The following is a 12,329-nucleotide window of genomic DNA, read 5'->3' on the forward strand; positions in this document are numbered from 1 at the left end:
TCGGCGGTCGCCGAACAATACGGGTGGCACGATGACGGTCATGACGACGTTTCGTGAGCTGCACAACGCGACCACCGGTTTTGTGATGCCGAACGCCTGGGACGCGGGCAGCGCCGTGCTGCTCGCCGAGGCCGGCTTTCCGGCGATTGCGACCACCAGCGCTGGGATCGCCTTCTCGCTCGGCAAGGGCGACCACACGCTTCCCGATGGAGCACCGTCGGTCTCACGCGACCAGATGTTCGAGCGGGTCCAGCAGATCACCGAAGCTTCCGGCGTACCGGTGAACGGAGATCTCGAGGACGGGTACGGCGCGGAACCGGAGGCCGTGGCCGACACGATCCGCTTGACCCGCGGGGCAGGCCTGGCCGGCGGCAACATCGAGGACTACGACGGCCGCGCCCTGTACGCCGAAGCGCTGTCCGTCGAGCGCATCGCCGCAGCCCGAGAGGCTGCCGGACCCGGCTTCGTCCTGACCGCGCGAACCGATGGCCAGCTACTCCAGACGCCGACAGTCTTGGCGGACTCGATCCACCGCGCGAACCTCTACCGCGAAGCCGGCGCCGACTGCCTCTACGTCCCCGGCGTCAACGACCTCGACGCGATCGCCACCCTGGTCAAGGAGATCGACGGCCCACTCAACGTCGTGATCGGCCTCGGGAGCTCGAGCCTGACCACCCACGACCTGCTGGCCGCCGGCGTCACCCGGATCAGCCTCGGCGGCAGCATCGCCCGCGCCGCGCTCGCCTTCATCCGCGCGGCAGCCCAGGAACTCCAGACCGAAGGCACCATCACGTTCGCAGCGAATCAAGTTCCTCAGGGCGAGCTGAACGCACTCTTCGCTCGGCACGCGTCACCAGGAGAATCCGGGCGAGCATGAGGAGACTGGCGATCACCCCGGTGATGCCGAGCGAGATCAGGCGCGCGTCTGACTGGTACAGGCCGAACACGGTCCAGCAGGAGAGTTCACCGAGGAGCAGCAGCCACGTACCGCGGGAGATTCCGGTCGGCCGGGCCGTTCGGTAAGCCGTCCAGATCGACGGTGTGACCTGGATGATGGATGCGGCGGCGAGCAACGTCCCGAGGCCCGCACGCCCGGCCACGGCGTACGACGTGACCAGGAGTACCGCCCAACCCCCGACCAGAATCGCCGCCCGCGTCGTCACCAGCCCCCGGCGCGCGAGCATCACCGCGACTGTGCCGGCCAGCGTCGCGGCCGCTGACGACGGGATGCTCGCAGTCCAGTAGTGCGACAGCAGGAAGTAGGCGAGCCAGGCTGCGTTGTTGAGACTCGTCAGCGCCGCCCACGGCCAGGAGAGTCCGGCGGTGTCTTGGGTGAGCCGCAGCTTGAGAATCTGTGGCAGGTACTGCGGAATCCCGAACGCGGCGGCCACGATCGGCAGATAGTCGAGCATACCGTCAGACTATGGCGATTTGGAGGGACGTTTCGTGCGACTTCATGCTCGGACCGGTCTGTCCGGGCTAGAATCTTCGCAATGGACAAGACAGATCGCATGATTCTTGCGGAGCTGGAATCCGAGGGCCGGCTGACGGTCGCCGAGTTGGCGCAAAGGATCGGGCTCAGTGCGGCGCCCTGTCATCGACGGCTTCGGGAGCTGGAGCGGTCAGGGGCCATTCGTGGCTACCGCGCGGTGGTCGATCCGGCCGCGATCGGGCTCGGGTTCGAAGTACTGGTGTCAGTGACGATGGACCGGGAGGACGCGGTCACCATCACGGCGTTCGAGGCCGGCCTGGCCGGAGTTCCCGAAGTACGGAACGCGGAGCGGTTGTTCGGGGATCCCGACTACCTGGTCCGGGTTGCCACCGTCGACATCGCGGCCTTCCAGCGACTGCGTGACGAGAAGCTGGCCACGCTACCGGGAGTCCGGCGGTTGACCTCGACGATCGTGATGCGGCGCATCGTCGAGGAGCGTCCGTTCCCAGTGCAGACGAAGGGCCCGAGCTGATCCGGGGATCGGCTCGGGCCTGTTCGCAGTACTGCTGAGATCTAGAAGATGATCTCGCCACGGGCGCGGCGGGCGCGAAGCTTCTGCAGTGCCTCGTCGAGGATCTCCGCGGCCTCCTGCTCGCTGCGGCGCTCCTTCACGTACGCGAGGTGCGTCTTGTACGGCTCGATCTTGGTGGGCGGCGGAGGGTTGTTGACGTCGGTGCTGGTCGGCAGACCGCACCTCGGACAGTCCCAAGCCTCCGGCACCGCTGCCTCGACCGCGAACACGGTCGCGGTCTCGTGCCCATTGGCACAGAAGAAGACGACCCGTTGACGGGGCGCGGTGTCGCCGCGCTCCGCCTCGCCCATCGGTCCGGCACCGACCCGGCTGCCACGAATTGCACTGCCACCACCAGCCACGGGAGCTACTCCCCTCTCAGCCGAGCTTGTAAAGCAGGCCGAGCCCGACGATGGCCGCGAACCAGATCAGGCCGACGCCGATCGTGATCCGGTCGAGGTTCCGCTCGGCGACCGAGGACCCGCCCAGGCTGGACGAGACACCGCCACCGAACAGGTCGGAGAGGCCACCACCGCGGCCTTTGTGCAGCAGCACGAGTCCCGTGAGGATCAGGCTGCAGAGGATGACGACGATCGAGAAAGCGAGAATCACGAGGAGTAGCCTAACTGAAGGTCCAGGTAACGGCAGATACCGGCGAACTCGTCCACCTTGAGGCTTGCTCCACCCACCAGGCAGCCGTCGACATCCGGCTGGGCCATGATGCCACCTGCGCTGGTCATCTTCACTGACCCCCCGTAAAGAATCCGTACCGAGTCGGCCACCGAGGGTGAAATCTCCTCCAGCCGGCCCCGGATCGCGGCACAGACCTCCTGCGCGTCCTCGGGGGTCGCGACCTCACCGGTGCCGATCGCCCAGACCGGCTCGTAGGCGATGACGACCTTGCGGACGTCGTCCGGCTTCAGCCCGGCCAGCGCGCCGTCGAGCTGGGCCAGCGTGTACTCGACGTGCTCGCCGGCCTTGCGGACCTCCAGACCCTCACCGACACAGACGATCGGGGTGATCCCGGCCGCCAGTGCCTTGGTGGCCTTCGCGTTCACGACCGCATCGTCCTCGGCGTGGTACTGCCGGCGCTCGGAGTGACCCGCGAGCACGTAGCTGCAGCCGAGCTTGGTCAGCATCGCCGCCGAGATCTCACCGGTGTAGGCGCCCTCGTCGTGCACGGAGATGTCCTGCGCGCCGTAGACGATCTTCATCCGGTCACCGTCGACGAGCGTCTGCACGCTGCGGATGTCGGTGAACGGCGGCAGCACCGCCACCTCGACCCGGGCGAAGTCGTGCTTCTTGTCCTGCAGCGTCCAGCTCAGCTTCTGTAGCAGGTGCACGGCCTCGACGTGGTTCACGTTCATCTTCCAGTTGCCCGCCATCAACGGCGTACGGGCAGCCGAAACCTCAGAGCCAGCCATTCCTTGTTACTCCTCTTCCAGAACAGCAAGACCCGGGAGCTCCTTGCCCTCCAGGTATTCCAGCGACGCACCGCCGCCGGTCGAGATGTGCCCGAACTGGTCGTCGGCAAAGCCCAGCTGCCGTACTGCGGCCGCCGAGTCGCCACCGCCGACCACGCTGAGCCCGTCCACCTCGGTCAACGCCTGTGCCACAGCCTTGGTTCCACCGGCGAACGCCGCCATCTCGAAGACGCCCATCGGGCCGTTCCAGAACACCGTCCTGGCCGCGGAGATCTCGGCGGCGAAGGCCTTGCCGGAGTCCGGGCCGATGTCCAGGCCGAGCTGGTCGGCCGGGATCGCGTCCGCGGCGACGACCGTGGCCGGCGAGTCGGCCTTGAACTCCGGCGCGACCACGATGTCGGTCGGCAGCACGATCTCGACACCCTTGGCCTTCGCGGTCTCCAGGTAGCCCCGGACCGTGTCGAGCTGGTCTTCCTCGAGCAGGCTCTTGCCGACCTCGTGGCCCTGCGCCTTCAGGAACGTGAAGACCATGCCGCCACCGATCAGCAGCTTGTCGGCCTTGGCCAGCAGGTTGTCGATCACGGCCAGCTTGTCCGACACCTTGGCGCCACCCAGGACGACGACGTACGGGCGGGCCGGCTCCTCGGTCAGCTTCTTCAGTACTTCGACCTCCGCCAGCACCAGGCCACCCGCTGCGTGCGGGAGCTTGCCGGCCACGTCGTACACACTGGCCTGCTTGCGGTGGACGACGCCGAAGCCGTCGCTGACGAACACGTCGGCCAGGCCGGCGAGCTCCTCGGCCAGCGCGCCGCGCTCAGCCTCGTCCTTGCTCTCCTCGCGAGCGTCGTACCGGACGTTCTCGAGCAGCAGGACCTCGCCCTCGTCGAGCTCCTGGACGGCTTCCTGGGCGCTGTCGCCGGTCACGTCGGTGGCGAAGCGCACCTTGACGCCCTCGGGCTCCAGCAGCTCGCCGAGCCGCTTGGCCACGGGTGCCAGCGTGAACTCCGGGTTCGGCTTGCCCTTGGGCCGGCCGAGGTGGGCGGTCACGATCACCTTGGCGCCGGCCTTGGCCAGCTTCAGCAGGGTCGGCACGCTGGCCCGGATCCGGCCGTCGTCGCCGATCTCGTCACCCTTGATCGGCACGTTCAGGTCGGAGCGCACCAGCACCCGCAGGCCGGCGACCTCCCCGAGGTCTTCGATGGTCTTCACAGTTTCAGCAGTCCTCTGTCGAAACAGGCTTGCGCCCGAAGCGACCACCGGGTCGCCATCGGACGCAAGCTGGGGAACGGAACGTCAGAGCGAGGCGCCGACGTAGTTGACCAGGTCGACGAGGCGGTTGGAGTAACCCCACTCGTTGTCGTACCAGCCGACGACCTTCACCTGGTTGCCGAGCACCTTGGTCAGGCCGGCGTCGAAGATGCAGGAGGCCGGGTCGGTGACGATGTCGCTCGACACGATCGGGTCCTCGGTGTACCGCAGGTAGCCCTTGAGCGCACCCTCGGCGGCAGCCTTGACAGCCGCGTTGACCTCCTCGACGGAGGTCTCACGGCCGACCGTGATGGTCAGGTCGGTGGCGGAGCCGGTCGGCACCGGGACGCGCAGCGCATAGCCGTCCAGCTTGCCCTTCAGCTCCGGCAGGACCAGGCCGATCGCCTTCGCGGCGCCGGTCGAGGTCGGCACGATGTTCAGGGCCGCGGCGCGGGCGCGACGCAGGTCCGAGTGCGGGCCGTCCTGCAGGTTCTGGTCCTGGGTGTAGGCGTGGATGGTGGTCATCAGGCCCTGCTGGATGACGAACTCGTCGTGGATGGCCTTGGCCATCGGTGCCAGACAGTTCGTGGTGCAGGACGCGTTCGAGATGACGGTGTGCTGGTCGGCGTCGTACAGCTCGTGGTTGACGCCCATCACCACGGTCAGGTCCTCGTTCTTCGCCGGGGCGGAGATGATGACCTTCTTGGCGCCGTTGTCGGCGTGCGTCTTGGCCTTGGTGGCGTCGGTGAAGAAGCCGGTGGACTCGATCACCACGTCGGCGCCCACATCAGACCACTTCAGGTTGGCGGGGTCGCGCTCGGCGAACGCCTTGAACGTGTGACCGCCGACGCTGATGTCGGTCTCGGTCGCGGACACGTCGCCCGGGAAGCGGCCCAGGATCGAGTCGTACTTCAGCAGGTGAGCCAGGGTCTGGTTGTCGGTCAAGTCGTTGACGGCGACGACCTCGATGTCGGCACCGGACGCCTGTACGGCGCGGAAGAAGTTACGGCCGATCCGGCCGAAGCCGTTGATACCTACGCGAACGGTCACGGGACTGCGTCTCCTCAGATCTAGCTTTTGAGCACTGCCGCTACGTCCGAAACACTAGCCCAACAGCCCACTCGACCCACTGGTACCGTCCACATCAGACCACCCGGACTCACCGGTAGCCTCCGGACCAGACCAAATCAGGCCGGGTCGAGCATGTCCGGGGTCAGGTTGGCTTCGGTGTTCGGGATGCCGAGGTCGGCGGCCCGCTTGTCGGCCATCGCCAGCAGCCGCCGGATCCGGCCCGCTACCGCGTCCTTGGTCAGCGCCGGCTCGTGCAGCTGGCCGAGCTCCTCGAGGCTGGCCTGCTTGTGCTCCAGCCGCAGCTTGCCCGCCACCTGCAGGTGGTCCGGTACGTCGTCGCCGAGGATCTCCAGCGCCCTCTCGACGCGCGCACCGGCCGCGACGGCTGCCCGCGCGGAGCGGCGCAGGTTCGCGTCGTCGAAGTTGGCCAGCCGGTTCGCGGTGGCGCGGACCTCGCGCCGCATCCGCCGCTCCTCCCACGCGAGCACCGACTCGTGCGCGCCGAGGCGGGTCAGCAGCGCGCCGATCGCGTCACCGTCGCGGATCACCACGCGGTCCACGTTCCGAACCTCACGCGCCTTCGAGCCGATTCCAAGCCGGCGCGCGGCACCCACCAGGGCGAGTGCTGCCTCGGGGCCGGGGCAGGTCACCTCGAGGGACGAGGACCGGCCCGGCTCGGTCAGCGAGCCATGCGCCAGGAATGCGCCGCGCCAGGCCGCCACGGCGTCACAGGACGCCCCAGAGACGACTGCGGGGGGAAGACCCCGGACCGGGCGGCCGCGGTTGTCGACGAGGCCTGTCTGCCGCGCCAGCGCGTCACCGTCGCGGACCACGCGGACGACGTACTTCGTCTGCTTGCGGATCCCGGACGGTGAGATCACCACGACGTCCGAGGGATGCCCGAAGATCTCGGCGATGTCCTTGCGCAACCGGCGTGCGGCCGCGCCGCTGTCGAGCTCGGCCTCCACCACGATCCGGCCGGACACGATGTGCAGACCGCCCGCGAACCGCAGTACGGACGACACCTCAGCCTTGCGGCAACAGGGTTTCGTGACCTGAATGCTGGTCAACTCGGACTTCACCTGTGCTGTCATCGCCATGTAGGGAATCCTCCCACTGCTGTCAAAGACCCTCACCCGCAGCTCGCTCCGCTCGCGTGGTGGCGAGTTGCTCACTTGGTGTCCAACTGCCAGAAGTGGCTGGTGTTACGCGTTCCGGCAACCTTTCGCGTCTCTGGCCTCGTTACCACCTTCGAGCGAGAGGAGCAGTGGATGCGAAGACGCGACGAAGCGGACTTCACCGAGTTCGCGGCCGCCACCCTCGGCAGATTGCGGCGGACGGCGTACCTGATGTGCGGCGACTGGCACCGGGCCGAGGACGCCGCGCAGGACGCCTTGGTGCGGATCTACCGGCGCTGGGACAAGCTCAACCGGATCCATGGCCTGAACACCTACGCGCACAAGGTCGTCGTGTCGGTCGTGTTCGACCAGTCCAAACGGCCCTGGCGCCGGGAGCACTCGACCGCCGAACCCGGCGAACTGCCGCGCCCCGACGGCGCCACCATCATCGACGACCGGCAACTGGTGATCGCTGCTCTGGAAGGCATTCCGACCGGCCAGCGGGCCTGCGTCGTACTGCGTCACTACGCCGATCTGAGCATCGAGGAGACCGCCCAAGTGCTTGGTATCACAGTCGGCACCGTCAAGAGCCAGACCTCCCGCGGCCTGGTGCATCTTCGCGAACTACTGAGTGAGAGGACCTCGTTATGAGCACAGACATCGAACGCCTGCTGGCCGAAGCGACCGATGACAGCGACCAGCCGATGCGGCACTCTGTCGACGACATCGTCGGGCGCGGCCGCCGATCGGTCCGCAACCGCCGGCTGGCCAACCTCGTGACCGCGACCCTCAGCACCGCCGCTGTCGTCGGCGGCGTGACCGTCTGGTCGGCGAACCGCCCAGCGGGCGTGGCCCCGGCCGGCGGCGGTCAGACCGTTGCCATCGACGCCGAGACCGGCGGCACGATCAAGCCGGCACCGCCGGTGAGCGGGCTGAGCGACGCCGAGATCATCAAGCGCTGCAGCGATTGGGACGCCGAGTTCCTGCGGGATCAACCGCCCGGGATGCCGGTGCCGCCTGACGGTTCCGGGCCGATCGGTGCAGGCTGGACCGTCCCGCTGAAATCTGGCGTCGGCACCGGTGACAAGTTCACGGCGCTGATCGTCTCACCGGACAGGAAGGTCGTGGCGTTCTGCGGCTTGACCAAGCCTGCCTATCCCATCGGCGAATCCAGCTACGGCCGCGATTCGCTGGCTCAGATCTCCCGATTGCCCGACGGTCAGCAGACGAAGGACTCCCTCGGGCAACCGAAGGAGGCGCCGTCGCGAACGCGTCCCTGCGGGCCTGGCTGGTGCCGGACGACGGACGAGGTGAAGCGGGTCGTGGTCGAGTATCCGGGCCAGGACCTTCGGAGCGCCCTGATGGGCGACGACGGCTACTTCCTCTGGCGCCCCTTCTCGATCACCAAGCCGAGCACGAAGCCGGCAGTCCGACCCGGCAAACCCGGCAACCCCGGACTCATCACGGTTCGGCTGAGGGGCTACGACGACGCGGGTAAGAAGGTGTTCGACCACTACATCCTGACCAACGGCTGAGCTAGTCGAAGATCTCGCGGTAGAGCTTGGCGAGTTTGCCGGGGTCGTGGTGGAGGTGGCGCTGGTCGTCGGCGATGTCGGCGATGACCAGGTCGGCGCCGAGGGAGTCCGCGGTACGGCGTAGCGATGCAGGGTCCGGGACGTGTTCCTCGTCCGCCAGCACCACGTCGATGCGGAGGTCCGGGGCGTGGGCGGCCAGCACTTCGAGGTGTGTCTCCGGGGAGAAGCCGTCGGTCTCGCCCTTCTGCTCACCGAGGTTGAGAGTGAGCAGCCGGCGGGCGCTCGTCTCCTGCAGACCACGGGACAACGCCGGGACGAGCAGGTTCGGGATCACCGAGGTGAACCACGAACCCGGTCCGACGACGACCCAGTCGGCCTCCGCGATCGCGACCAGTGCCTCGGGGCAGGCCGGTGGGTCGGCCGGGTCGAGCGCGACGTCCACCACGTGCCCTTCGGTGGTCGCCACCTCGGCCTGGCCGCGGATCTCAGTGATCCGCTCAGGGTGCTCGGGGTCGAGACCGAGCACTCGCGCGGTGATGTCGAGCGGGACAGCCGACATCGGCAGGACGCGGCCTTGCGCGCCGAGCAGTCTGGCCACCCAGTCAAGCCCGTCGACGGCCTCGCCCAGTAGCTCCCACAACGCGACGATCAGCAGGTTGCCGACCGCGTGGTCGTGCAGTTCACCATCGCTGCGGAAGCGGTGCTGCAGGACGTCGGCCCAGGTGCGGCCCCACTCGTCGTCGCGGCACAACGCGGCCAGCGCCATCCGCAGGTCGCCCGGCGGCAGTACGCCGAGCTCTTTGCGGAGCCGGCCCGAGGAGCCGCCGTTGTCGGCGACGGTGACGACGGCGGTCAGCTGGTCGGTGACCTGCCGCAGCGCGGACAGCGAGGCGGCTAGGCCATGCCCGCCGCCCAGCGCGACGACTCGTGGAGCTCTGGTCACTCCCGCCCCAGATCCCTGTGTACTACCAAGGTCGGTGACCCCTTCTCCCGCAGACGTTTTCCGATCTCCTCGGCCATCGCGACGCTCCGGTGTTTCCCACCGGTGCAGCCGATCGCGACCGTGACGAACCGCTTGCCCTCGTTCAGATAGCCGGTCCGCAGCGTGTCCAGCACGTCCACATAGTTCTGCAGAAATTGCTGGGCCAGCGGATGACCGAGCACGAAGTCTGACACAGGCTTGTCCTGGCCCGTCATCGGGCGCAGGTCAGGCTGCCAGTACGGGTTCGGCACGAACCGCATGTCGGCCACCACGTCCGCGTCGACCGGGATGCCGTACTTGAAACCGAACGACACGACGGTGGCGCGCAGCTCGGCGTTCTCCTCGTCGCCGAAGCCGTTCACGATCTTCGCGGCGAGCTGGTGGATGTTCAGGTTCGAGGTGTCGATCACCATGTCGGCGCCGGCCCGGATGTCACCCAGCAGCTCGCGCTCGCGCTGGATACCGGTCAGCAGCCGGCCCTCACCCTGCAGCGGGTGCGGCCGCCGGACGCTCTCCTGCCGGCGCACGATCACGTCGTCGGACGCCTCCAGGAACAGCGTCACCGGCCGGTACCCCTTGGTGCGCAGGTCCTGGATCGCGGCGCCGAGCTCGTCGAAGAACATCCCGGTCCGGACGTCCACGACGATCGCCAGCCGCGGCGAGGCGCCGGTACCGACGACCTGCTCGACGATGGTGGTCAAGAACATCGGCGGCAGGTTGTCGACCACGAACCAGCCGAGGTCTTCCAGTACGTCCGCGACCGAGCTCCGTCCCGCGCCGGACATGCCGGACACGATGATGAGGTTGCCGCTCGACTCGTCCATCAGTTGTCAGTTCTCCCCGTTCGGTCCCCATCAGGCGCACCGGAGAGCTCCGGTACGTCGTCGTCCAGTATCTCGCCCGTCGCGGTGTTGACGGCCGGTTCGCGTGAGGTGTCCGCCTTCGTTGCCGCGGAGTTCACCGCCAGTACTACCGACTCTGCCGTACGCCGGCCGAAACCGGGCAGCCCGGCCACCTCGTCGACACTTGCCTGGCGCAGCTTCTTGAGCGAGCCGAAGTGTTTCAGCAGGGTCTTGCGGCGCACCTCGCCGAGCCCGGCGACGTCGTCCAGCACGCTCTCGACCATCGACTTGGACCGCCGGTTGCGGTGGTGGGTGATGGCGAACCGGTGCGCCTCGTCGCGCAGCCGCTGCAGCAGGTACAGGCCTTCCGACGTCCGGGAGAAGATCACCGGGTCCTCGTCGTCGGGCAGCCAGACCTCCTCGAGCCGCTTGGCCAGACCGCAGATCGGGATGTCCCCCAGACCGAGCTCGTCCAGCGCCTGCCGGGCCGCGGCGACCTGCGGCGGACCGCCGTCGACGACGACCAGGCCCGGCGTGTAGGCGAACTTCTTCGCCCGGCCGGTCTCCGGATCGACCAGGTACGCCGTCGGGTCCTCGCCGTCGGGGATGTCGACCCGGTCCTCCAGCATCCGCTTGAACCGCCGGGTCAGCACCTCGGCGATCGAGGCGACGTCGTTCTGCCCCTCGACGCCCTTGATCACGAACCGCCGGTACTCGCTCTTGCGCGGCAGCCCGTCCTCGAAGACGACCATCGAGGCGACCACCTCGGTGCCCTGCAGGTTGGAGACGTCGTAGCACTCCATCCGCAGCGGCGCCTCCGGCAGGTCGAGCGCCACCTGGATCTCCTCCAGCGCGAGGTTGCGGGTGGTCAGATCGCTGGCCCGCTTGGTCTTGTGCATGGCCAGCGTCTGCAGCGCGTTGCGCTCGACGGTCGCCATCAGGTCCTTCTTGTCGCCGCGTTGCGGGACCCGGATCGCGACCCGCGAACCGCGCCGCTCCGACAGCCACTCGATCAGGGCCTCCTCCCCCTCTGGGAGGGTCGGCACCAGGATCTCCCGCGGAATCGTGTCGGCGGACTCCCCCGCATACGTCTGCTGAATGAACCGCTCGACCAGGTCGGCGGTCGTCGCGTCGCCATCGGCCTTGTCGGCGATCCAGCCGCGCTGACCACGGATCCGCCCGCCACGCACATAGAAGATCTGTACTGCGACCTCCAGCGGGTCCTCCGACAGCGCGATCACATCCGTGTCCGTGCCGTCGCCGAGCACCACCGCGTTCTTCGCGAGTGCCTTGTCCAGCGCACTCAGGTCGTCCCGGATCTTCGCGGCCCGCTCATACTCCAGCTCGGCCGCCGCCGCCTTCATCTCCTTCTCCAGCCGCCGCACGTACGTCGTGGTCTGGCCGGACAGAAAGGCGGAGAAGTCCTCGACGATCTTGCGGTGCTCGTCCTGGCTGACCTGACCGGTGCAGGGCGCGGCGCACTTGCCGATGTAACCGAGCAGGCAGGGCCGGCCGATCTGGCGATGCCGGTTGAAGACACCCTTGCTGCACGAGCGCATCGGGAACACCCGGAGCAACAGGTCCACGGTCTCCCGGATCGCCCAGGCGTGACTGTACGGACCGAAGTACCGGACGCCTTTCTTCTTCGGGCCGCGGCCGACCATCACCCGGGGATAGTCCTCGTTCAGCGTGATCGCGAGCCAGGGGTAGGACTTGTCGTCGCGGTACTTCACGTTGAAGCGCGGGTCGTACTCCTTGATCCAGGAGTACTCCAACTGCAGCGACTCGACCTCGTTGGCCACCACCGTCCAGTCGACCTTGGCCGCAGTCGTCACCATCGTCTGGGTTCGCGGGTGCAGGTTGATCAGGTCCTGGAAGTACGACGACAGCCGGGACCGCAGATTCTTCGCCTTGCCGACATAGATCACCCGCCCGGCGGAGTCGCTGAAGCGATACACACCAGGCGAGTCGGGAATCGACCCGGGAGCGGGACGGTAAGAGGAAGGATCAGCCACCGACCCAGCCTAGTTCGCGGCACCGACAACAACCGAAAGACCTAACGATCGCGCGAAGATCGTGTTGCGGGTTGCCTCATATCTCCCGTTT

The 12,329-nt window shown here is 67.8% G+C and carries 14 protein-coding genes; 4 read left to right on the forward strand and 10 right to left on the reverse strand.

The window, feature by feature from the left end:
• Positions 1 to 40 precede the first annotated feature (40 nt).
• Complete coding sequence (locus A3ES_RS45760; protein WP_020384826.1) at positions 41 to 877, forward strand: isocitrate lyase/PEP mutase family protein; 837 nt, start codon at positions 41 to 43, stop codon at positions 875 to 877.
• Here A3ES_RS45760 and A3ES_RS52270 read toward each other — a convergent pair.
• Positions 789 to 1,412: a PQ-loop domain-containing transporter gene (locus tag A3ES_RS52270; protein ID WP_083933104.1), complete on the reverse strand. Its 624-nt coding sequence runs from the start codon at positions 1,410 to 1,412 to the stop codon at positions 789 to 791. The two genes, A3ES_RS45760 and A3ES_RS52270, sit on opposite strands and share 89 nt — an antisense overlap.
• A gap of 81 nt (positions 1,413 to 1,493) precedes the next feature.
• Here A3ES_RS52270 and A3ES_RS0100620 point away from each other — a divergent pair, with 81 nt between their 5' ends.
• On the forward strand, positions 1,494 to 1,964 hold the full coding sequence (locus A3ES_RS0100620) for an Lrp/AsnC family transcriptional regulator (RefSeq protein ID WP_020384829.1): 471 nt from the start codon (positions 1,494 to 1,496) through the stop codon (positions 1,962 to 1,964).
• 41 nt (positions 1,965 to 2,005) lie between these two features.
• On the opposite strand, the gene A3ES_RS0100625 is transcribed toward A3ES_RS0100620, so the two are convergent.
• From A3ES_RS0100625 to whiA, 6 genes are all read right to left on the reverse strand, one after another.
• The gene (locus A3ES_RS0100625) at positions 2,006 to 2,365 is read right to left on the reverse strand and encodes an RNA polymerase-binding protein RbpA (protein ID WP_026162441.1); all 360 of its coding nucleotides are present in this window, start codon (positions 2,363 to 2,365) and stop codon (positions 2,006 to 2,008) included.
• 16 nt (positions 2,366 to 2,381) lie between these two features.
• Positions 2,382 to 2,615 (reverse strand): preprotein translocase subunit SecG, encoded by a 234-nt coding sequence (secG, locus tag A3ES_RS0100630; protein ID WP_020384831.1) that lies wholly within the window; start codon positions 2,613 to 2,615, stop codon positions 2,382 to 2,384.
• Positions 2,612 to 3,427 carry a triose-phosphate isomerase gene (tpiA, locus tag A3ES_RS0100635; protein WP_020384832.1) on the reverse strand — a complete coding sequence of 272 codons (816 nt, stop codon included), beginning with the start codon at positions 3,425 to 3,427 and terminating at the stop codon, positions 2,612 to 2,614. Before tpiA ends, secG begins: the two co-directional genes overlap by 4 nt.
• A 6-nt stretch (positions 3,428 to 3,433) precedes the next feature.
• Positions 3,434 to 4,636: a phosphoglycerate kinase gene (locus tag A3ES_RS0100640; RefSeq protein ID WP_020384833.1), complete on the reverse strand. Its 1,203-nt coding sequence runs from the start codon at positions 4,634 to 4,636 to the stop codon at positions 3,434 to 3,436.
• An 84-nt stretch (positions 4,637 to 4,720) separates the two neighbouring features.
• Positions 4,721 to 5,725, reverse strand: a complete 1,005-nt coding sequence (gene gap, locus A3ES_RS0100645) for a type I glyceraldehyde-3-phosphate dehydrogenase (protein ID WP_020384834.1) — start codon at positions 5,723 to 5,725, stop codon at positions 4,721 to 4,723.
• 137 nt (positions 5,726 to 5,862) lie between these two features.
• Positions 5,863 to 6,846, reverse strand: a complete 984-nt coding sequence (whiA, locus tag A3ES_RS0100650) for a DNA-binding protein WhiA (protein WP_020384835.1) — start codon at positions 6,844 to 6,846, stop codon at positions 5,863 to 5,865.
• 171 nt (positions 6,847 to 7,017) lie between these two features.
• Here whiA and A3ES_RS0100655 point away from each other — a divergent pair, with 171 nt between their 5' ends.
• Positions 7,018 to 7,515, forward strand: a complete 498-nt coding sequence (locus tag A3ES_RS0100655; protein ID WP_020384836.1) for a SigE family RNA polymerase sigma factor — start codon at positions 7,018 to 7,020, stop codon at positions 7,513 to 7,515.
• On the forward strand, positions 7,512 to 8,399 hold the full coding sequence (locus A3ES_RS0100660; RefSeq protein WP_020384837.1) for a hypothetical protein: 888 nt from the start codon (positions 7,512 to 7,514) through the stop codon (positions 8,397 to 8,399). The genes A3ES_RS0100655 and A3ES_RS0100660 overlap by 4 nt, the downstream gene beginning before the upstream one ends.
• A gap of 1 nt (position 8,400) precedes the next feature.
• Here A3ES_RS0100660 and A3ES_RS0100665 read toward each other — a convergent pair whose 3' ends face one another.
• From A3ES_RS0100665 to uvrC, 3 genes are read right to left on the reverse strand one after another with little or no spacing between them, the layout of a single operon-like run.
• A complete protein-coding gene (locus tag A3ES_RS0100665; protein WP_020384838.1) occupies positions 8,401 to 9,342 on the reverse strand; it encodes a gluconeogenesis factor YvcK family protein in 942 nt (313 codons plus the stop codon).
• The gene (gene rapZ / locus A3ES_RS0100670; protein ID WP_020384839.1) at positions 9,339 to 10,205 is read right to left on the reverse strand and encodes an RNase adapter RapZ; all 867 of its coding nucleotides are present in this window, start codon (positions 10,203 to 10,205) and stop codon (positions 9,339 to 9,341) included. Before rapZ ends, A3ES_RS0100665 begins: the two co-directional genes overlap by 4 nt.
• Entirely contained in the window at positions 10,205 to 12,238 is a 2,034-nt protein-coding gene (gene uvrC, locus A3ES_RS0100675) for an excinuclease ABC subunit UvrC (RefSeq protein WP_040453717.1), read from the reverse strand. Before uvrC ends, rapZ begins: the two co-directional genes overlap by 1 nt.
• Positions 12,239 to 12,329 lie beyond the last annotated feature (91 nt).

The sequence above is a fragment of the Kribbella catacumbae DSM 19601 genome (genome assembly GCF_000372465.1).
In the GTDB taxonomy this organism is placed as follows: domain Bacteria; phylum Actinomycetota; class Actinomycetes; order Propionibacteriales; family Kribbellaceae; genus Kribbella; species Kribbella catacumbae.

Coding starts and splice junctions, on each gene's coding strand:
- tpiA (WP_020384832.1), bottom strand. CDS start 3,427: ATGGCTGGCTCTGAGGTTTCGGCTGCCCGTACGCCGTTGATGGCGGGC.
- whiA (WP_020384835.1), bottom strand. CDS start 6,846: ATGGCGATGACAGCACAGGTGAAGTCCGAGTTGACCAGCATTCAGGTC.
- A3ES_RS0100620 (WP_020384829.1), top strand. CDS start 1,494: ATGGACAAGACAGATCGCATGATTCTTGCGGAGCTGGAATCCGAGGGC.
- A3ES_RS52270 (WP_083933104.1), bottom strand. CDS start 1,412: ATGCTCGACTATCTGCCGATCGTGGCCGCCGCGTTCGGGATTCCGCAG.
- rapZ (WP_020384839.1), bottom strand. CDS start 10,205: ATGGACGAGTCGAGCGGCAACCTCATCATCGTGTCCGGCATGTCCGGC.
- A3ES_RS0100660 (WP_020384837.1), top strand. CDS start 7,512: ATGAGCACAGACATCGAACGCCTGCTGGCCGAAGCGACCGATGACAGC.
- A3ES_RS0100655 (WP_020384836.1), top strand. CDS start 7,018: ATGCGAAGACGCGACGAAGCGGACTTCACCGAGTTCGCGGCCGCCACC.
- A3ES_RS45760 (WP_020384826.1), top strand. CDS start 41: ATGACGACGTTTCGTGAGCTGCACAACGCGACCACCGGTTTTGTGATG.